Origin of the sequence: Chitinophaga agri (assembly GCF_010093065.1) — a bacterium.
Taxonomy (GTDB): Bacteria; Bacteroidota; Bacteroidia; order Chitinophagales; family Chitinophagaceae; genus Chitinophaga; species Chitinophaga agri.
Map to the genome: position 1 here is coordinate 3,654,095 of NZ_CP048113.1, position 20,813 is coordinate 3,674,907.

A 20,813-nucleotide genomic window follows, 5' to 3' on the forward strand; every position below is an offset into this window, starting at 1 on the left:
TTATTAAATGCCAATATGCCCACCGCGGCCGAACATTTCGTCGTCCTTATCGGTACGGGTCTGATCTTCCAGCGGAAATTCCTTACGCATGGGGAAATAGGTCATTTCGTCCACGTTCAGGATACGTTTCAGGTTAGGATGACCTACAAAGTTCACCCCAAAGAAGTCGTATGTTTCCCTTTCCATCCAGTTGGCTGATTCGAACAGCCGGGTAGCTGTGAATACGCGGGTATCCTCAATGCTGGTGTACACTTTAAAACGCAGTCTTACCCGCTCTTTGAAATTGTACAGGTGATATACTACTGCAAGTTCCTCGCCGGTCCTGTTGGGATAATGTACGGCAGTAAGGTCCGTTAAAAAACGAAATTGCAGCTCCTCATCATCGTACAGGAACTGCATTACTTTCAGGTTCAGGTCTTTGGGTGCCGTAAATGACATTGTCCCAAAGGATTCTTCCACCTGGCTGATTGATTCACCAAACTTTTCTGTTAACCTTTGCTTTATATAGTCGTTTGTCAAAGACATTACGATTTCAGATTTTCGATTTCAGATTTGACTTGTTGTGGATTTGACCCTATCTACTGGTATAGTGCCGTGAATTACTGGATACCGTAAGAGTTCAGTAATTCCTTGTATTTATCGCTATGACGGCGACGCAGGCTTTCCTGACCTACCAGGTCCTGTACGCGCATGAATCCGTCGATGATAGCTTCCGGACGCGGAGGGCATCCTGGTACATATACATCTACAGGGATCACCTGGTCAATACCTTGTAAAACGGAGTAGGTATCAAATACACCACCACTGCTGGCGCAGGCACCCACAGCCACTACCCAGCGGGGTTCAGCCATCTGCAGGTATACCTGACGTAATACGGGAGCCATTTTCTTGGAGATGGTACCCATTACCATTAATAAATCACATTGACGTGGAGTGAAAGCCATTCTCTCAGAACCGAAACGCGCCATATCATAAGTAGATGCCATGGTCGCCATAAATTCGATACCACAGCAGGATGTGGCGAATGGCAGCGGCCAGATGGAATTCTTACGGGCCAGACCGATCACCTGATCAAAAGTCGTAGCAAAAAAACCTTCGCCAGAGTACCCACCAGGTACTTCTACCGTCTTCACTTTTTCATTATACTGAACCGGACGTGCCATACCATGTCAGATTTAAAGTTTCCAAATATCAGATTTGACCTAAACGCACACAGATTGCCAAGCCATAGGCAACCTTTTCTGCAATATTTTATATAAAAATCAGTCTTCCCATTTCAGCGCACCCTTCTTCAGGATATAAATAAAACCGCACAAAAAGAATGCTACGAAAATCAACATGGCGTAGAAACCATCCCACTGCAGCTGCTTGAAATTCACTGCATAAGGATAGAAGAAGATCACTTCCACATCGAAAAGCACAAATAAAATAGCGGTAAGAAAATATTTAATGGCTACGGGCTGTCTTGCATTACCTTTTTGCTCGATACCACTTTCAAAGGTAGCAAGTTTGTCGCTTGTTTTACGCTTTGGACCTAAAAAGTGCGTAGCGATCATGGTAATTCCAACAAAGCCAAGCGCCGCCACCAGCTGCATAACGATAGGAAAGTAGCTGAAAGGAGTAGTTGCTGACAATAGTACTGTGTCTGTAAACATAAGCTTCCCTGGATAAAAAAGTTCTCCAAATACGGCAAATTTAGGCTAACTAAAGTTAAAATCAAATCTTATGAGCGATTAAAATATTATCTTTTTTCACCAACCGGCAATAAAAAAGCCTCCTGTCAGGTGACAGGAGGCTTTTTATATACGTTCTGAGTAATTATCTTTTGTTACCCTGAGCTGGTTTAGCTGCTGCTGCTTTGTTCTTATTATCCAGATTTTCCTGAATAGCCTTCACAGTTGCGTTATTTGGATCGATAGCCAGTACTTTATCCATCCATATTTTCATATTGTCCTTATCATCTTTGTTATAGTAGTAGATCATCATGTACTGATAAGGGAACATCAGCTGAGCTGGTTTAGTTTTCTCATCACCTTTGATCTCAAAGAATTTCTGGAAATATGGAACAGCAAGACCTTCCTTAGCTTCCGGATCTTTGGCCATGTTAGCACGACCTCTCCAGTAGATACCTAAGTGCTCGTTGTTTGGGTATTTGGCTGCAAATGCTCCCCAGGTAGAATCTGCTGCATCGTACTGACGAGCGTAGATCTCCATGGTACCTTTGAAGAACATATCCTGTACTTTACCAGTGTTCTGTTCGTCAGTGAAGTCATTTACCAGTCTGCCATACCATTCAGCTGAACGTTTGAAATCGTGCATAGATTTGAAGTTCTCCGCTACGCTTCTGTATTTTTCAGCATCTTTAGCAGTATCAGCCAGTGCATATTTTTCCATATACATACCTGCCAGAGAGTCATTTACGGCTTCCTGTGCTGAGTCAGTTACATGCTGCTGGTAGATAGCGCTCAGCAGTTTATAGTCGTTAGGCTGCAATTTAGCATCGCCTACAGCCTTTACGTACTCTTCGATAACCTGTCTGCCGGTAGTGGTGTCACCTTTCTGCAGATAAGCATCTGTCAGCAGGCGAACGAATTTACCTTTATTGGTTTCGTTGGTCTGAGGCAATACAGATTTGGCTTTGCTGATAGCTGCATCGTAGTCTTTCTTGTAGAAGGAGATAGCTGCCAGGTTGTACTCGTTTTCCAGTTTACCGGCACCTTCACCGATCACTGACATATATTTCTCCAGGTATTTGGCCGCGTTTTCCAGAGAGAACTGTGCTTTGGTCGGAGTAATATAGAACTGATACAGTTCGTAGTAAGCAGGACCATAGTTAGGATCCATGTTGGTAGCCTTCGTCCAGTCGTTTACCGCATCCTGTAACAGTTTTGCGTTGTAGTTCACCAGACCTTGTTTCAGTACTGCTTCCGCGTTGTTAGCATCCAGTTCCAGGGCTTTATCGTAGGAGGTGATGGCTTTACCACCATTTTCACCACCCAGGAAACGGTAAGCGTCACCTAATTCGATATAATCGGCAGCAATTGGATTATAGATCTGTTTTTTCTTACGGCCTTCATTATTCAGTAATTTTTCCATTACTGTCAGTGAATAACCGCGGTCGCCACCTTTGATTTCGCTGTTAGCGTCAGCGATAGCACGCGCTACATCGCCATCACGGCCTTCAGTAGCTGTGCTGGCAGCTTCAAATTTCTGTTTTGCTGCAGCAGCATCACCCTTCATCAGGTCAATGCGGCCCATACCTGCCTGCAGGAGCGCAGAAGTCGGTACTGCCTGCAGTCCTTTTGTAAAAGTAGCAGCGGCACCGGCGTCATCATGCATTCCTAACTGTGCAATACCCAGATAATAGTATGCTTTGTCTTCTGTAGGTTTAGCTGCAATAACTTTCTCCAGATTCTGTTTGGCGGTTTCATATTTGCCATAATACAGGTCTTTCAATCCATCTTCCACAGATTGGGCCATTGCGCCGTTCGCGACGCACAGCATTGCAACAATTAAACTTTTCCGTCTGTTCATGAGCAATCCGGTTTTAAATTTTAGTTGTGTTAGTTTTTTTACCTAATGTTCGCTTCCCTGAATACCACATTCAATCTCGCAGGGAACAGTCTGAATTTTGAAATGATCATCTGTCCTTCATAACTTCCCAGGAAAGTGGCGAACCCTGATCCCAATCCTCCGTATGGTTCTTTCAGACAAAAGAATAAACCACGTTTGAGGGGATAGGAGCCAAGAGCGATGTATGCCTGATATGGTTTTACAAATTCTGAACCATAATCTGCCCTCACCTTTACCACTGCCACTTTATTCGTAAATTCTATAGAAGTAGAATCATTTGGATCGGAGATCCAGCTTACTCCTATAACACCAATCGAATTTTTCATTTTAGCCACATAATCAACCACTTCAGGATTTGTTTTTGCAGCCATCACATCTTTAGGCAACGGCTTCCCCTTGTTGATCGAATCGCGGACATATCTTACTGTACTTGAATTCTGATTATCGAAAACTATCTGACGTTTCACCGTGGAATCGGAGCCGTCCATAATTTTCCGCACCTGGTCCATAGTGAGTATGGTATCCGGATTACTGTGACTAGTAATCAACGCTACCCCGTCCCATGCCAGCAGGAGACTTTGTGGCGTGATCTTCTGTTCTTTAAAATATCCCCTCTCTTCCTCACTGAAATCCCTTGTTACAAAGATCAGCCTTGAGCTGTCAGCCAACAGATCCCTGAAGCAGTCCGCTTCTGGTTTGTATTCAGCAATGATATGCGCTTTCTTGTACAAAGATTCGAAAACCTTGATCTCTGCTTCCATCAATGGACGATAGGTTTCATCCACGCTTATTCTGATCGTACCTGAAGTTGGCGTATCCCGCTCTTCTCCGGACTTGTTGGCCTGTCCGCAAGAGACCAGTAAAGCTGTTGCTGCTAACAGGATAGTAGCTACCCGGCCATGCCTGATTAATCTGGTAAACATATACTCCTCTCTTTTAACCCTTATGATGAAATAGATACCTTACTCCTCTATATACACGGAAAAGGCCGTACGCAATTAGTACACCGCCCAAAATATTCAGTACAGTTTGAGAAACTTGGAATTCCCCCAGGTTATATTTCTGCGCAAATATTGCATACAGACCAAAGAGTACAAAAAATATACCCCTTATCAATTCCCCGAGCGAACGATAATTCATTCCAGTTCGCGTGTTTCCAGATCTTTCTTGTTGCATTAGCATTGTTAGCGAATTACAAGTATACAAAAAAATATTTCCAAATAATTACCTGTTCTTTTAGATGATTGTTAAAAAAATCCGATTGCAGACCTTTATTCATTACACCAAACCAGCCACTGCGGCAGCTTTTATAAACGTCGGCTATACACACATTTTTTCATATTCAATCTACATCTAATTAATCAGGAACTTGTTAAAGACATGTTAAATACCATTTCTCTCTGTGCTATGTCGTAGATTATCATGTCAATATATACGCATAAAAAAGAGGGTATAGTATTATTCATTCCTACTATATAGATGCAAAAACAGGAAATTTCCATAACATGCCGGTGCCTTATTTTCGGCTCATAATGGCCAACACAGGATATTTGCTGATTTAAACCCGCAGGATAAAATAATGTTAAAATCTTGTAGGTTTGCGGAAATTATGAAAATATTGATGGTATGCCTGGGCAATATTTGCCGCTCGCCCCTGGCAGAAGGTATTCTAAGGCATCTGGCAGTACAGCAGGGACTGAACTGGGAAGTAGATTCCGCCGGCACTGGCAACTGGCACGTAGGTGATCCCCCCGATCGCCGCTCTGTAACCGTGGCGCGACGCAATGGCATCGATATCTCCGGGTTACGTGGCCGTCAGTTCGAGACGGCCGATTTTGACAGGTTTGACCGCATCTTCGCCATGGACGGAAATAATTACCGCGATATTATTCTGAAGGCAAGAACAGACGCTGATAAAGCAAAGGTGCAGCTGCTGCTGGACGATCAGCAACCGGTACCCGACCCGTGGTTTGACGATGCCCTGTTCTCGCCTGTATACACAATGATTTATGACGCCTGTGAAAAAATAGTCGCAGGAAAAAAATAATTACTCAATAAGCATAACTGAATAATAATGATAAAACCCAGTATACCAAAAGGTACCCGCGATTTCGGACCCGTTGTAGTCAGAAAGCGGCAGTACATTTTCCAGACCATCCGGGAAACGTTTGAACTGTTTGGCTTCCAGCCGCTGGAAACACCTACCATGGAAAACATGGACACACTTACTGGTAAATACGGTGAAGAAGGTGATAAACTTATATTCAAGATCCTCGACAATGGCGACATCCTCGGACGCGCGCAACAGGCAAAGGATAGCCGCGAACTGGGCATCCTACTCTGTGAAAAAGCCCTGCGCTACGACCTCACCATTCCTTTCGCCAGATATGTGGTCATGAACCAGCACGAACTGGCATTGCCTTTCAAACGCTATCAGATGCAACCGGTATGGCGTGGCGACCGCCCAGCCAAAGGACGTTACCGTGAGTTCTATCAGTGCGATGCGGATGTTGTTGGCAGTAACTCCCTGCTGAATGAGATCGAACTGCTACTTATCTACGATACCGTGTTCACCAAACTCGGAATGGAAGGCTATGAAGTACGTATCAACAACCGTAAAATACTCGGCGCCCTGGCTGATGTCGTAGGACAACCCGAACTGCTTACCGATATTACCATCTCCATCGATAAACTTGATAAGATCGGTATAGAGGGTGTTAGACAGGAACTACAGGAACGTGGTCTGAATGAAACAGAGATCGCGAAAATTGAGAACTTCCTCAATATCAGCGGTAGCAATGAAGAGAAACTGCAACAGTTAAGCGTACTCTTTAAAGACTCTCCTACAGGTCTGAAAGGCATCGAGGAACTATCTTATGTACTGCACACGCAACCCGACGCATTTAAATCTACTCCGATTCTCGACGTTACACTGGCGCGTGGCCTAAACTACTACACAGGTATGATCGTAGAAGTCAAAGCGCCTGAAACTGTTAAAATGGGTAGTATCGGTGGCGGCGGCCGCTATGATGATCTGACCGGTCTGTTTGGCCTGCCTGGTCTCTCTGGTGTAGGTATCTCCTTCGGTGTTGACCGGATCTATGATGTACTGGAAGAACTGCAACTGTTCCCAGCTACCGCACAACAGGGCACACAAGTGTTATTCTTCAACCTTGATCAGGCTACTGCTGGCGTGGCATTTAAACTGCTGATGCAGCTGCGTGCAAAAGGTATTTCTTCTGAGCTTTTCCACGAGCCATCTAAAATGGATAAGCAAATGAAATATGCGAATAAACGTAACATTCCTTATGTGATCATCATGGGAGAGAGTGAAGTACAGGAAGGTGTGGTGAGTGTGAAAAATATGGTGACGGGTCAACAGGATAAAGTGAAGATGACGGAGCTGGTGAATTATCAGTTTTAGTCTCGTTCAAATACATGTAAAAAGCGGATGTGCATAGTGCACATCCGCTTTTTTTATACAGTCTGTGATGACTAAATTGATAAAATTCAACATCATTAAATAACTACTGTTGCCCTTTTAGTTTATATTCCTTTATCTGACAGCATACCTGTTTCTGTATCAAAATCTCCAAATCCGAGATTAAAAAGAGGCCTACTATTGAACTGCTCCACATAGTTATACAATACGAACTTAATGATGTCTTGTTTTCCTTTGCTAACAAAATAAAATAGAATTCTGTCTTCAGGGTAACTCTTCTCCTGAACATAATAAACATCCTGCGAATTATTCATTCCATTCAATTTTCAAGATTAACAAATACTAACCACTGCCGCAGTTTTTGCAGCATGTATTGAAAGGCAATCGCAGAATGAGTATTTCAGAATTGTATACCTACGCTCTGAAGAAACACGCATAGATATCGTTGTAACCGGTTAACAACGTGCAGATCACACAACAAGAATATAAATAAAAAAGCTGTCCGCATTTAAGCGAACAGCCTTTTAAAATAAATATACTTACTAACTATTTATTCTTCTTAAACGCTTCCAATCCACATTTCAGCCAGCTCTCATACTCCGCTGCATTGGGCGTATATGCCACAGGTTTAGTCAGGAGTTTTTCATCTGGGCTGATCAGCACATAATAAGGCTGTGCATTGATGGCGAAATTCTCGGTCTGCATGGTAGCATATTTATCACCGATGGATTTGATCTCTTTCTTACGACCTGTATTGGTGGTAAAAAGGAACTGCTGATCTTCCGGTAATAATTTCCTGTCATCCACATACAATGACACCAAAATATAATCTCCCTCTATCAGTGTCTTCACTCTCTCGTCAGGCCATACGTTCTCTTCCATCTTACGACAGTTCACACATGCCCATCCGGTGAAATCGATCAGAATGGGTTTGTTTTGTTCCTTCGCCAGTTTCAGCGCCGCTTCATAGTCATTCACGACATTTGCCTCTACACCGCCTGCACCTTTATAGATACTATAGTTTAATGGCGGCGGGAAACCGCTGATCAGTTTACGGTTGGCATATTTCGTATTCGTTACACCTGGCAGCAGATAGATGGTGATGGCCAGGAATATAGCGGCAAATACCCAACGGGTCGTACTGATCTTTTTCAGCGGAGAATCATGCGGGAAACGAATCTTACCCAGCAGGTACAATACGATCAGGAATCCGCAGATGATCCATACTGCGAAGAACACCTCACGTTTTACCAGTCCCCAGTGTGTTACCAGGTCAGCATTTGACAGGAACTTGATCGCCATAGCGATCTCGATGAAGCCAAGTACTACTTTCACTGAACTTAACCAGCCTCCGGATTTCGGCAGTGATTTCAGCAGGTTCGGGAACATCGCAAACAATGCGAAAGGTAATGCCAGGGCAAATCCGAAACCTGCCATACCTGCTGTTAACTGCATCGGGCCACCATCTGTAGAGATGGAACCTACCAGCAGTGAACCCAGGATTGGACCTGTACAGGAGAAGGATACCAGTGCCAGCGTTAACGCCATGAAGAAAATACCAATGATACCTCCTACACCGGATTTGGAATCTACTTTACTAGCCAGACCACTTGGTAAAGTGATTTCGAAATATCCGAAGAACGAAATAGCAAACACGATGAAGATCACAAAAAAGATCAGGTTTAACCATACGTTGGTCGATATGTTATTCAGGATCTCAGGATCAAGTGAATCCACCAGATGGAACGGCACACTCAGTAACACATAGATCAGCAGAATGAAGAAACCGTAAAGTACGGCATTCTTTATCCCTGTTTTCTTATCCTGCGACTTCTTCGTAAAGAACGATACGGTGAGTGGGATCAGCGGGAACACACATGGTGTGACCAGGGCGATAAAGCCACCGAGCATACCTAATACAAAAATACCCCATAAGCTCTTTTTAACTGGCGCCCCTTCGCCACCGCAATTGCTCAGCGGATTCGCCATATCGATCGCAGCACGTTTCAGTGTCTGACCACCAGTAGCAGACTCCTGTAAACCAGCAGCCACATTCACGATATTACCTGACGCATCAATGTTGAAACGGAATTTAACTTCGTCCGGTCCTGTCACTTCTTCTCCTTTCAACGCCATGTAATTCACAGCACCTTCCAGTTTGTTTGCCGGTCCGTTCAGTTTCACCGCTACCTGCAGTGTCACCTGATTTTCAAAGTATTTGATCTCAATATTATCTAATAACGGCTCAGGCGCTTTCTTCAGCTCTCCCTCCTCCGTAATGCCAGTGATGGTAGCAGCACTGTCCACTGTTACACGCGTATTCGGATCATCATCTTTCATGGTAGTTGAAAATAACTTCCAACCTTTCTCTATGGTACCCTTCAGATGTAAAATATATTCCTGTTCACCCTTTTTCTCCGCGGTATATTCCCATTTTGCCGCTGGCGCCTGTGCAGTACTGTCCTGCGCTTTCACGGCAAATACGGAGGTAATAAGGATAATGAACGTCAGCAATTGCTTCATATAACTAATAGGCTTTAAAGACTTTCAACCATTCTAAACAGTGAACGAGTTCCCCTGGGAACTCGTTCACAAACGCTGTTTACCTGATGGTTGGTCCATCGTTGTATCTTGATAACTTATTTTCCTCCTACACTGATTGCGAACTCCACTTCTTTCGGTGGCAGACACTGGTGATCATCACACACCATAAATTCAACGCTACCTTTTACTTTAGTAGCCGCTTTACCTTTCACGGTCACTTTCTGCACGAAGTCAACCTGATTTTCGTAATATTTCAGTTCGGAATCGAAGTTTTTATCAAATGCCTTATGCAGTTTGCCCACTTCACGGATCTTACCTACCGGTGTTACCAGTGGGTTTTTAGTCAGTTTAAAAGTGGTAGGTACCGGCCCCTCACCAGCTTCCTGTGCGTACAGGTGCCAGTTGCTCTCTACTGTAGCTGTCATATGCAGTTCATAGGTAGTTGCGTCGATCTTCTTAGCGGTAAAATCCCATTTTACCGGGTTTTCTATCTGTGCACTTGCCAGTAGCGGCAGCGCAAACAGAATAACTGCTGTCAATAATTTTCTCATACTTAGATTTGTTTTTTTAACTGGTTGGTTGGCTTAATTAAAAATTAGGCGTGCTCTCCACGCTTATACTAGTTGTTATTGATAAGGCTCTGGAAAATCAGCTGGCCATCTGTATTACCCAGTACGGCGTTCGTCGCACGCTCAGGGTGTGGCATCAAACCAAATACATTGCGCTGTTTGTTACAGATGCCGGCAATATTACGGGCCGCCCCGTTAGGATTAGCGTCTTCAACAATATTACCGAATTCATCACAATAACGGAACAATACCTGGTTATTGGCAAAAAGACTTTCCAGTGTAGCTTCGTCGGCATAATAACGACCTTCTCCGTGTGCGACAGGGATCATTAAAGCGCGGCCAGCCACATCTTTAGTGAGCGATGCAGATGTATTTTCACTTTTCAGGTATACGTTCTTACATACAAACTGCTGATGTCCGTTCTGCAATAAGGCACCTGGCAATAAACCCGCCTCACACAGGATCTGGAAACCATTACATACTCCTATTACACGACCACCTTTACCGGCAAATTCTATCACACTCCGCATCATCGGACTAAAGCGTGCGATAGCACCGGTACGCAGATAGTCTCCGTAAGAAAAGCCACCCGGCAACACAATACAGTCTTCCGTACTGAACTGGCTAAGGTCTTCGTCCTTATGCCACAACTCTATGACCTCCTGTCCGAGATCGTTGCGCAGGGCGTCGATCACGTCATGATCACAGTTTGAGCCAGGAAAGGTGACAACACCAAATTTCATGTTTAACTTATTGAATGTTACGGTCTAAAAAGCTATCTCCCGGTAACCAGTGCATAATAGCTGTTGTACCATTGATCTAAATTACCGGAAAAGGTACAAAATTACTACGCCGCCCGCACATTTCCATAGCCGCTCATCCCGTTTTAACAAATCCAACCTTACAGTGCTAATTCCGGCTAAAGAACTGCATTACAATCACATAAGCCAGCGTCAGGATGTGGACAATATTGGCCACCGTGTTGTTCACAATAGACCAATAGGCATTTGCCACGAACAACGAAAGCGGCAAAATAGCCAGTATCCAGTAAGCCGGTGAAAAATGTACGTTGAACAGCGGCACCATCATCGCAACAAATACATATACCGCCAGCACACTCCAGATCTTACGACCCTGGATCAGCATCTTTTTGAGGGTACGCTGTAACAGCAGCCATCCTAGAATGAAGAAGAATATGCTCACTGCCATCGCTCCCCAAACCTTGTAGTGACCGATCATAGGCACCTCTATGCCTATCCGGGGAATACGGGCGAATAATGCCCACTGATCACTCAGGAACAGGTAAGTACTAAGCAGATATATCGGACAGATCAGTCCCAGCAGTGCAATAATCCATTCCGCCAGACGGAAAGGACGCATGATCAGGAGGCTGAGCCATAAGAGCAGACAGAAAATAGTAGCGGGGAAATAAAACAACCCACACACACCCAGCGCAAACCCAATATTGAATACCACGTCCCTGGCAGAGGTACGGGTGTACAACAGGGTAATATTGGAAATCACCCATAACATCACCAGGTTGACCAGCAAGCCCGGCGAAAATACGTTCCACCCTTCATACAGCGAGGTGAACAACATATATGCCATCGCCGGCAGATAGTTTGTCTTCGCAAACAGACGCTGGTGATTGACGATCTTGGTCAGCAGCAATGCCTGCAATAACAACAGCAGCACCGCCAGCGAAGTGAACAGAAAAGGGCTCTTGCCAAATACCATACTCATCCACCGGACAAGTAAATCATACAGCAACCCTTCATTTCCATCAGCCAGATAGGAAGATGGATGAATCAGGTAATAGAATTTTACCAGGATCGTATATATCAACAGCAACACTACAGTAAGTGGGTTGCCTGAGCGGAAAAACTTTACCACAATATGATTTCTCTTTTCAACTTTTGAAAGCGTTCCAAAGGTATTTTAAAGCAGGAGAAAATCAAAATATTATGAAAACCATACATAGTTATACCGTTTTCATTCATTTTCTTCCATATCAACGACTTAAACACCAACTTACTTAAGTAAGTATACAATCCAGCTACGCCTGGCTACCGGCTTCATTTGGTCAGGTACATGGGACGCCAGTCAGGTACACAGGCTACAACCGGTTCACCGACGATCCGTGGCGGATACTTTCCGCTGATACCGGATTAGTTTTCACTCGGTCAGGTATTATTCAGGTAAGCTTTCACCTCCGTTTCTCCTCCGTTTTAAAACGGAGGAGAAACGGAGGTGAAAGCTTACCTGAATAATACCAAATGAGTACCTGACTAGTCCCTGCATCACTTTACAGCTCACCAGCTGTGACCGTATCCTCTTCAGGTGTTACCACATCTATTTTATCAATCAGCAATCTGTCTCCCTGGATCACAAAATCGATCCGGAGGGTGTAAACGATCGTGACATCAATAGACGCCCCGTTTTCGGTCTCAGCATAATTACTGAAAATCGCTTCGCTGAAATTGGAAATATCCTCCTCGTACTCCTGACTCAGCAGGATGAAGTCGGCATCAAAGCCATACGGCGTTTCTGTGCGCATACTATCCTGGCGGATCTTCGCATCACAGAGATGGAAATAGGCATCTTTATCCTCAATATAGCCGTGGGTAAAAATGCCGGCGGCCGATAAGATCCGCAGATAGGCATTGGTACTATCAAAATTTACCCTGTATAATCCGGTGTCTTCCACGCCTGAATTGTCTACCAGCTGGATATTTACCAGTGAATCCACATGGTCAGTATACCAGTCAAAAAAGTCATGGACCCGTTCTTCCAGTACCTGCTGATTGAGTGCAGGACTGACAGTCCCCTTAAAATAAGCTTTTGCAGAAGGTGTGTCCTGCTGGCGGCAACTGGTCAGTCCGCTGATACTTATGATCAGGGCTGCCCAAAGCAGGTGGCATAGATTTCTTTTCATGCTGAATATGCGATATGGTATTATTTACCTGAAATACGCTTCCGGATGCGGCTCAATGATGGACCCTGAATACCCAGATAGGAGGCAATATGATACAAAGGCACACTATTAAAAATATCAGGATGTCTTTCCAGCAACTGCTGATAACGTTGTTCCGGTGTCTTAAACATCATGTCTTCTGTATGGTCCATGACCTCATTAAATGCCAGCTCGGCGATAAACCTGCCGAATCGCTCCCACTGATGAGATGATGCATATAGCCTGTTCAGGTCATCAATATGTATATACAGAATAGCGGAATCTACCAGTGATTCAGTATAATAGTTACAGGGCGTTTGCGTCAGAAAGCTTTTATAGGATGCCAGGAATTGCTTATCTGTAAAAAAAAGCAGGTTTTTCTCTTCCCCTGTTTCTGTACTGGCATGATACGTCCTGAATACACCATTGATAATAAATCCGAGGTGTTTACATACATTTTTATACTCATTATAGAATTCGCCCTTTCTATACGTCCTTAGTTGCCAGTAAGGCAAAGACTTTGTGAACTCTTTTGCATCCATTGATGCAAAAACAGTCAGTGTCTTTTCCAGCAATTCCAGTTCTGTCATTACTTTTTCTTTTTATCCTGTCCTTGATAATCTCCTGTGATGATCGATCCGGCGAATGGCCATGCTCACCCTGGAAAAATCTCTTTCAAGGATATTTTTCATCGGATTATCCTTAAACCCCTTGATAAATTGATCGCTCAAAGTTAATTCATTATTGCGCCGGTATGCTGTATAGTAAGGGATAGCATGGTAAAATCAGCGGACCTTATTCTGTACAGTGTTTCCACTGACATATTTGTTATTGCGGACAATAAAACGGTAAGGCAGCAGGGCATCATCGCCTGCATAGTCCACCCCTATCCTGGGCGTGGCAATAATGTCTTCAGGTACCGGCACAAAGCCGTCAGACGCTACATAAAAATCTTCTCTCAGCAACGACTCACCAGTATGTGCCAACGTTATACCCAATGCTTTTGACACATTGCCCGGTCCTCTGGTTAATGTAAAATCAGCTATTTTCTTCCGGGTACGGCGTAACATCACAGGTACGCCTGTAATAGGTTCGGCTCCCCGGATCAGGATGGCATGTGGGATATCTATCTTATTGGTAACAATGTTAAATAACTGATGGATACCATAGCATAGGTATACATAGGCCGTACCGGCCTCCCGGTACATAATTTCCGTTCTTGCCGTACGCCTGCCTCCGTATGAATGGGAGGCCCTGTCGGTCACGCCGGCATAGGCTTCTGTTTCCACTATACGGGCAGTCGTCAGCTCTCCGTCAAAGCTGGTCACGATGATCTTTCCCAGCAATTCACGGGCAATAGTCAATACATCCGGACGGTCATAAAAACCAGATGTCAGTTTCTGATAAGCAGTGGTATGCAAATTCGATCTGTCTGTTTCCTTTAAACAACTCTCAGACGGGGGGTAAGTAGCGTGTAGATCTGACCCAATACCGGTACGAAAGTTCCGAAATCAAAATCTTCTCTGAAAGAATCAGTGTCTGATGACCAGAGGAAGAGATCTGCACAGATATCCATATACTCTTTTACAATAGGCGTATCCAGCAGGGACAACAATGCAGCATCCTGCTGCTGCTCAGCATAGTCAGTCACTATACCCAGCGCACCATAGATCTCATACAGTAATGGATCATCGTCTGCTTCCAGCTGTTCCGACATCAGAGACGAAAAGTCCACCCCTGTATAGGCTGTATCTGTTTCGTTGATATCTTTTCCCCATGCCTGCAGATTAGCCGTATCAAAAGTGATCACACCTTCAGCAATTCCCTTGCGGAGAGAAGGCAGATCCGGATACAGGCAGATGTTACCTGCCCCATCTGTCAGCAGTCTTAATGTTTCATCTTCGGACCCCTCCGATCCGGAAACAGTATAATAAGTCTCATCGTTATAGACAACCTGCAATAAATACTTCTTGTATTTCTCTGAGGCTACATCATAAAATTCTTCCATATGAACGCTAATTATTCTTCTAAAGTACTAAAGTAAAACAACCGCCCCATATATCATGAGGCGGTTCTTTTCATTCTTTCAGGATATTTTATTTCATACCATACAAACCATTGAACAGGAGCTTAAAAGCGCCATGTGGCTGTGCACGAAAAGTTATTTCCGGGCCAAAAGCATATAGCATCCCCTTTCCTACCGGCGCCTCAAAGGCCGCTACACCATCCTTCAGATAAGACTGTCCCCACGCCCACCTACTGCGTAAAGGCTTATCGGTCGTGAACCAGGCCCGGGCATGCACCCTTTTTCCGCAGCATTGCTGTCCAGCCTGCATACCGGACTATTATCAAAATTCACGTCTCCTGCCGCCGGCATTCCCCAGGCCGCCTGCCTCGTACTGTCAAACACTACCTGCAGGATACTACCCGGTACAAAGTATTTTGTTCCCGGTAATGGCTGCTCCCTACCATCTTTACCTTTCTTGGCCAGCGCCTTATGCACTGGTAGCCCAGTCTGTTACCTAACATCGCCTCGTATTTAAAGGATGGACCCTGTCTATGCTTCACCTCTTCTTTTGCAGTCAGCAATGTAGCAGGATCATTGAAGAGATCATAAGCAGTCAGGGCCAGGCAACGGTTTCCATTCTCCTTTTTTATTCTTCTTTACCAATGCATTTTCCACTGGCAGTTTCAGATGATACGCCAGATTGGTACTACTGCCGATTGAAGAGAAAATAATCATTTACGGCCACAGCGCCAAGCGATACATTATTCATCCCGGCCAGTTGCGTAGCTGTAAAGGAATATGTTTTTGGAAAGGCCGTTACAGTCTATATGATTTGTCTTTCGTTCCTACAGTACCCGGCAGCGGAAACTGTGCGATATTGTATACTGATTACCGGGAGATGAGATCACAAGCGGGTAAGCCGGCACACTCGATTCCGCTTTATTATAGCTCTTATACACTTCTATAGATGTAACAGTAGCTTTATCAAAACCAGTTCAGTCCAGTGTAAAAAAGGGAGATCTCTTTGTTGAGGATGTGTTGCGTACAGGCAGTCTGTATATCCTGAAACAATGTCATTACATTACTTAAGGAAGTGACAATGACAGATTTGTTGATAAAAGCATTTGTCTTTGCATGTATACGCATAGGACTTTTAATTGTATTACCGCAAAAGAAACGGGAGGTAACGACCTGTTACCTCCCGTTAATTAGTTATCAGTATACCGATGCTTTAGAAATCGATCTTGGCAAAACAGATATAGTTTCTGTTGATGCAGGGGATCAAGACAGAACGTGCACTGATCTGTTTACCATAGCGTGGCATCCAGGTGAAGCGGCCGTCCAGGTTGCGCAGGGTAGGCTTACGGCTGCTTTTTCCATCAGGCGCTACACTGTTGTCGGTGAGCATAAAGCTACGTCTGTCCAGTTCATTATACAGGAAGCGGAGTTCGCTACCTATATTGACCATCATATAGGAAAGATACAGGTCAGAACCGTCATCGTACTGGCTTTTATGTACAAAGTTGCTCCACAGCAGATTACCTTCCGGGTCCATGGATAATACAGCTACGTTATCGTAGTGATAACGGTCCTGTGAGTTATAGTTATTATACCATGGGTTATAATAGAAAGGAGAATACGGTGAATAGTAATACGGCGTATACATACCATAAGGACCGTACATATAATTCCAGCGGTTCCATGGCTGTGTACGGGAGGTTGTGTAATAAGACTCTGCTGTTACCAGGAAGCCACCATCTTTGGTATTAATGATCTTACGGATAAAGTAGTCATTAAATGCCGCGTTAGTAGAGGATTCGCCTTTCGCATTCGCTTTCAGCTCAGGCGTAAAGGCGACTTCTTTTTCGAAAAGTGGCTGGCGGTTAACGTAGTTGTATTTAGAGACATACAATCCTTCTACATTGCCCCTTTTCTGTTTATAGTAGAAAGCGGTTATCAGGACATTTTTGTTGTTGTTGTCCACTTTCATCTTCACCTCGTCGAGCAGCTGGGTTTTGATCTGCATAGGTACCGTTTCGAAGGAATCGACAACAGCACGTTTGATGATCAGGCTACCACTGATGATATAGTCCCGGTTACTGGTACGTTCCAGTTTATTAAAGAGCAGATCGCCTTCATTCGTCAGATTAAAGTTGCTGAGGAATGACTTCTTCGTCTCCATTGGCAGGGAAACGCGGCTGTTGTTGATCAACTGGAAGGCGCTGTCATACAGGAAAGTGTAGAATACATTATCATTTTCCTTATCCTGGTTGATCTTGTAGACCATGATACGGTTTTTATCTTCCGAATATTCAACAGAATACACTTTATTATCCTTTGTATAATAGCCGATACGGGTAGAGTCCACCATGATAGGGGCGCCGGTAAAATTGGCCGTGCCATCCATCGTAGCGCAGAAGCTGTATACGGCGTTCTTATTCTGGAACTGGTATATCATGAAGACTTTATCTGGGTAATTGATAAAGTCCACGCTGATCAGCTTTTTGGGCAGGAAGTCCAGTTCCACCCTGTTCTTCAGTTGCATGGCATTATCGTAGATAGATATGGCATAGCTACCTCTGTCACTTTTATATACCATGATATTGCCGGATACCTTCCCGATGATCTCGAATTCCGTGCTTTTGTAATCGTCCCTTTCCAGGTCTGTATAGGTGATCTTCTGAGCCATGACAGCCCCACTCCATAAAACCAGTAAAGCATAGAGATATAGAATGCGCATTATGTATGTTATTTAAAAGGTTGCAAGTTCAGGTTATTGATTTAACGGTAAAAAGCTATGATTCATTGTGAAACACCAGCGGGAAAACGTGGAGCATTCTGAATGCTCACACTAAAATACGTATTTAGGGCGTACGAATAAGCGGGACTGCGGCAATTCATCACCTTCAATTCGTAATTTCTAGCCCTGAATGATGTAATTTTACGATTATGGATACGGTCTTAATTACCGGCGGCACGGGTCTCGTGGGCCGGGCACTTACGAAACTGCTTACAGAGGTGGGTTACAGGGTAATTATTCTCAGCCGCAAAAGCGGACAGGATAGTAGTAATGAGCTGGTCAGCTATGCTCATTGGGACGTGAACAGGCAGGAAATTGATGAAGCAGCTATACAACAGGCCGACTACATTGTTCACCTGGCAGGCGCCAATGTAGCCGATAAACGCTGGACGGCTGCCCGTAAAAAAGAGATTGCCAACAGTAGGACCCACAGCGCCGCCCTGCTTTACAAAGCCCTGGAAAAGCATCCTAATAAAGTTAAAAAAATCATCAGCTCTTCAGGAGGTGGCTATTATGGCGCTTATAAGAGTGGCCATGCCTTTACGGAAGCCGACCCACCATCAGACGACTTTCTCGGAGTTACCTGTGTGGCCTGGGAGAATGCTGTGCTGAAGATGCGGGAGCTCAATAAAAAGGTAGTGATCCTGCGGACGGGTATTGCACTCAGTCTGGAGGGAGGGGCGTTAAAAGAATTTTATAAACCGTTACAGTTCGGGTTTGCCACCATTCTTGGTAACGGGGAACAATATATCAGCTGGATACATATACATGATCTGGCGCGTATTTACCTGAGTGCCATTGTTAACCATGACCTCGAAGGTATTTACAATGCCGTAGCACCCCATCCTGTGCAGCATAAGGAGCTGGTAATGACCATGGCGCAGGAAGCGAAGGGTAAGAGCTTCATTCCCGTACATGTGCCTTCATTTGCCCTTAAACTGGCCTTAGGCGAAATGAGTGTAGAGGTACTGAAAAGCTGCCGGATGTCGTCCGCGAAGATCCAGGAAACAGGGTTTGTCTTCTCTTATCCGGATATACGTAGTGCGATGGAGAAGATCTTCCAGGAAAAGGAAAATCAGCGGGGGAATAGGAATTAACCTTCCAGGATCTTTTTCATTGCCTCTGCTTTTAAGAGGCATTCTTCCCATTCTTTTACAGGGTCTGCATAGTAAGTGATCGCCGAGCCGGTGGTGAAGGAAAGGTATTTCCGGGCGGCATTGTACAGCATACTGCGGATCACAACGTTAAAATCAAAGTCTCCGTCAGGCGTTATATATCCCAATGCACCGGAGAACAATCCCCTGCGGGATCGCTCATATTGCTCTATCAGTTGCAGCACACTCAGTTTAGGTGCACCAGTCATGGACCCCATCGGATAGGCCTGACTGATCACTTTTGTAAAAGGTACACCGGGGGCCGGGATAGCCTTTACCGTAGAGATCATATGGTGTACCTGCGCGAAAGAATAAATACCAAACAATTCAGTTACCTCCACACTACCGCGCGTCGCCGTATGGGAGAGATCATTCCTTACCAGGTCTACGACCATTACATTTTCGGCTCTTTCTTTTTTGTTCTGTTGTAGCTCGATCCGGCGTTCTTCGTCAGCGACCGGATCATCTGCTCTCCTGATAGTGCCTTTGATAGGCTGTGAGATCACTACCTCTCCATGTTTCTGCATAAAGCGTTCCGGACTGGAACAGGCCATATAGAGATCATTGGTACGGTAATAGGCGGCAAACGGTGAAGGGGATACGCTGTTCAGCCGCTGGAAAAGTGAGAGCGGATCCAGGATAATATCTTCGATAAAGTTCTCCCGGCAGAAATTCACTTCATAGCAGTCACCACGGTGTATATGATCCTGCAAGCCTTTTACTGCATCTATATACTGTTGTTTATCAAGAGGTGACTGAATAGTACCTTTCTGTGTATGCTGTAAGTCGTGCGGCGACATAGCAGCGCATTGTGCAAAAATATCCCTGGCAGCGTTTTCGTCCATTTCCCAGCCGCCTATCCGTACTTCATAGGTGCTAAGCAGCAGGATGATACGCGGGCGGAAAAAGAAAAGATCAGGAAAGCCTATACCGTCTTTATTATGGGAAGAGAGGCCGGGAAAGGTTTCGTTTTTCAGATCATAGGCCAGGTGGCCGAAGAGCCAGTCTTTATGGGTCTGATGATATTGCAGCAGGGAGGAAAAGGCGTTACCGGCCTGACAGGAAAGACTGTCCAGCGCGTCGGCGGCCAGAATAGCTTCGTTTTGGTGATAGATGGAAGCGTAATTGTTATTATCCAAAAAACAGCAGATGCCAAACTGGCTGCTCCAGTTCAACATCTGCTGTTTAAATAATGTTGGATCATTAACCGGGAAACCGTAAAATATCCTGATAATGTGTGCTTTTAATGCTTAGAAATCGTCGTCGTCATCATCAAATCCGCCTCTGTCGTTGAAGAGCCCCATATCTTTGAACTCATCATCGATGCCGAAATCATCATCATCATCTGCGCTTTTCTTGCCAGGACGACCGCGTTTGCTCTTAGGTTTAGGCATGTCGAATTCTTCGAAATCGGGATCGTAGTCTTCGTCATCGCTTTTTCCCCAATTATCATCATCATCCAGGTCCATATCTTCGTCAGTATCATCATCCTCACCATCCTCATCATCGTCATTTTTCTTCTTGGATTTTGAAGCTGGGCCTGACTTATCTGATTTTTTAGAAGCAGCAGACTTACGGGGAGTCTCCTCCTCGTCCAGATCATCATCATCGTCCTCCTCTTCCTTCTTTGGCTTACTTGCAGCTTTAGGCGTTGCTTTCGTAGTCTTTGGAGAACTAGTCTTTTTGGTCTCTTTTTCGTTATCAGATTTTGATTTCATAATAGGTTCACTTAAGTCTTTAGCGTATTTCTTTTGCGTAAAGTTTTAACAG

21 protein-coding genes are annotated in these 20,813 nt (G+C 44.6%); 3 read left to right on the top strand and 18 right to left on the bottom strand.

Annotation, left to right across the window (positions count from 1 at the left end):
• Window positions 1-3 precede the first annotated feature (3 nt).
• The 5 genes from GWR21_RS14415 to GWR21_RS14435 form a co-directional block, all read right to left on the bottom strand.
• Window positions 4-525, bottom strand: a complete 522-nt coding sequence (locus GWR21_RS14415; RefSeq protein ID WP_162332426.1) for an NADH-quinone oxidoreductase subunit C — start codon at window positions 523-525, stop codon at window positions 4-6.
• 74 nt (window positions 526-599) lie between these two features.
• A complete protein-coding gene (locus GWR21_RS14420) occupies window positions 600-1,163 on the bottom strand; it encodes an NADH-quinone oxidoreductase subunit B (protein WP_162332427.1) in 564 nt (187 codons plus the stop codon).
• A 99-nt stretch (window positions 1,164-1,262) separates the two neighbouring features.
• Window positions 1,263-1,655, bottom strand: coding sequence for an NADH-quinone oxidoreductase subunit A (locus tag GWR21_RS14425; RefSeq protein ID WP_162332428.1), 393 nt, complete (start codon window positions 1,653-1,655; stop codon window positions 1,263-1,265).
• Between the two features lie 163 nt (window positions 1,656-1,818).
• Window positions 1,819-3,534 carry a tetratricopeptide repeat protein gene (locus GWR21_RS14430; RefSeq protein ID WP_162332429.1) on the bottom strand — a complete coding sequence of 572 codons (1,716 nt, stop codon included), beginning with the start codon at window positions 3,532-3,534 and terminating at the stop codon, window positions 1,819-1,821.
• Between the two features lie 38 nt (window positions 3,535-3,572).
• Window positions 3,573-4,496: a substrate-binding domain-containing protein gene (locus GWR21_RS14435; protein WP_162332430.1), complete on the bottom strand. Its 924-nt coding sequence runs from the start codon at window positions 4,494-4,496 to the stop codon at window positions 3,573-3,575.
• Window positions 4,497-5,182: 686 nt separating this feature from the next.
• On the opposite strand from GWR21_RS14435, the gene GWR21_RS14440 reads away from it, so the two are divergent.
• Both GWR21_RS14440 and hisS read left to right on the top strand, forming a co-directional pair.
• The gene (locus tag GWR21_RS14440) at window positions 5,183-5,620 is read left to right on the top strand and encodes a low molecular weight protein-tyrosine-phosphatase (RefSeq protein WP_162332431.1); all 438 of its coding nucleotides are present in this window, start codon (window positions 5,183-5,185) and stop codon (window positions 5,618-5,620) included.
• A gap of 27 nt (window positions 5,621-5,647) precedes the next feature.
• Window positions 5,648-6,997: a histidine--tRNA ligase gene (hisS, locus tag GWR21_RS14445; RefSeq protein ID WP_202929090.1), complete on the top strand. Its 1,350-nt coding sequence runs from the start codon at window positions 5,648-5,650 to the stop codon at window positions 6,995-6,997.
• A gap of 122 nt (window positions 6,998-7,119) precedes the next feature.
• Here hisS and GWR21_RS31910 read toward each other — a convergent pair whose 3' ends face one another.
• The 11 genes from GWR21_RS31910 to GWR21_RS14495 form a co-directional block, all read right to left on the bottom strand.
• A complete protein-coding gene (locus tag GWR21_RS31910) occupies window positions 7,120-7,329 on the bottom strand; it encodes a DUF6934 family protein (RefSeq protein WP_394367268.1) in 210 nt (69 codons plus the stop codon).
• A gap of 232 nt (window positions 7,330-7,561) precedes the next feature.
• Window positions 7,562-9,538 (bottom strand): protein-disulfide reductase DsbD family protein, encoded by a 1,977-nt coding sequence (locus GWR21_RS14450; RefSeq protein ID WP_162332432.1) that lies wholly within the window; start codon window positions 9,536-9,538, stop codon window positions 7,562-7,564.
• 116 nt (window positions 9,539-9,654) lie between these two features.
• Window positions 9,655-10,110: a protein-disulfide reductase DsbD domain-containing protein gene (locus GWR21_RS14455; protein WP_162332433.1), complete on the bottom strand. Its 456-nt coding sequence runs from the start codon at window positions 10,108-10,110 to the stop codon at window positions 9,655-9,657.
• 68 nt (window positions 10,111-10,178) lie between these two features.
• Window positions 10,179-10,871 carry a phosphoribosylformylglycinamidine synthase subunit PurQ gene (purQ, locus tag GWR21_RS14460; RefSeq protein WP_162332434.1) on the bottom strand — a complete coding sequence of 231 codons (693 nt, stop codon included), beginning with the start codon at window positions 10,869-10,871 and terminating at the stop codon, window positions 10,179-10,181.
• A 166-nt stretch (window positions 10,872-11,037) separates the two neighbouring features.
• Complete coding sequence (locus tag GWR21_RS14465; RefSeq protein ID WP_162332435.1) at window positions 11,038-12,021, bottom strand: hypothetical protein; 984 nt, start codon at window positions 12,019-12,021, stop codon at window positions 11,038-11,040.
• Between the two features lie 412 nt (window positions 12,022-12,433).
• Window positions 12,434-13,063: a hypothetical protein gene (locus GWR21_RS14470; RefSeq protein WP_162332436.1), complete on the bottom strand. Its 630-nt coding sequence runs from the start codon at window positions 13,061-13,063 to the stop codon at window positions 12,434-12,436.
• Between the two features lie 20 nt (window positions 13,064-13,083).
• Window positions 13,084-13,671, bottom strand: coding sequence for a Crp/Fnr family transcriptional regulator (locus tag GWR21_RS14475; RefSeq protein ID WP_162332437.1), 588 nt, complete (start codon window positions 13,669-13,671; stop codon window positions 13,084-13,086).
• 195 nt (window positions 13,672-13,866) lie between these two features.
• Window positions 13,867-14,502: a DNA-3-methyladenine glycosylase gene (locus GWR21_RS14480; protein ID WP_162332438.1), complete on the bottom strand. Its 636-nt coding sequence runs from the start codon at window positions 14,500-14,502 to the stop codon at window positions 13,867-13,869.
• 20 nt (window positions 14,503-14,522) lie between these two features.
• The gene (locus GWR21_RS14485) at window positions 14,523-15,089 is read right to left on the bottom strand and encodes a hypothetical protein (RefSeq protein WP_162332439.1); all 567 of its coding nucleotides are present in this window, start codon (window positions 15,087-15,089) and stop codon (window positions 14,523-14,525) included.
• Window positions 15,090-15,177: 88 nt separating this feature from the next.
• Entirely contained in the window at window positions 15,178-15,417 is a 240-nt protein-coding gene (locus GWR21_RS31365) for a hypothetical protein (RefSeq protein WP_202929091.1), read from the bottom strand.
• Between the two features lie 903 nt (window positions 15,418-16,320).
• Window positions 16,321-17,829, bottom strand: coding sequence for a hypothetical protein (locus tag GWR21_RS14495; protein WP_162332440.1), 1,509 nt, complete (start codon window positions 17,827-17,829; stop codon window positions 16,321-16,323).
• 209 nt (window positions 17,830-18,038) lie between these two features.
• On the opposite strand from GWR21_RS14495, the gene GWR21_RS14500 reads away from it, so the two are divergent.
• Entirely contained in the window at window positions 18,039-18,986 is a 948-nt protein-coding gene (locus GWR21_RS14500) for a TIGR01777 family oxidoreductase (protein ID WP_162332441.1), read from the top strand.
• On the opposite strand, the gene GWR21_RS14505 is transcribed toward GWR21_RS14500, so the two are convergent.
• Together GWR21_RS14505 and GWR21_RS14510 are read right to left on the bottom strand one after the other, a co-directional pair.
• Window positions 18,983-20,221: an anthranilate synthase component I family protein gene (locus GWR21_RS14505; RefSeq protein WP_162332442.1), complete on the bottom strand. Its 1,239-nt coding sequence runs from the start codon at window positions 20,219-20,221 to the stop codon at window positions 18,983-18,985. The genes GWR21_RS14500 and GWR21_RS14505 overlap by 4 nt on opposite strands.
• 72 nt (window positions 20,222-20,293) lie before the next feature.
• The gene (locus GWR21_RS14510) at window positions 20,294-20,761 is read right to left on the bottom strand and encodes a hypothetical protein (protein WP_162332443.1); all 468 of its coding nucleotides are present in this window, start codon (window positions 20,759-20,761) and stop codon (window positions 20,294-20,296) included.
• Window positions 20,762-20,813: the final 52 nt, after the last annotated feature.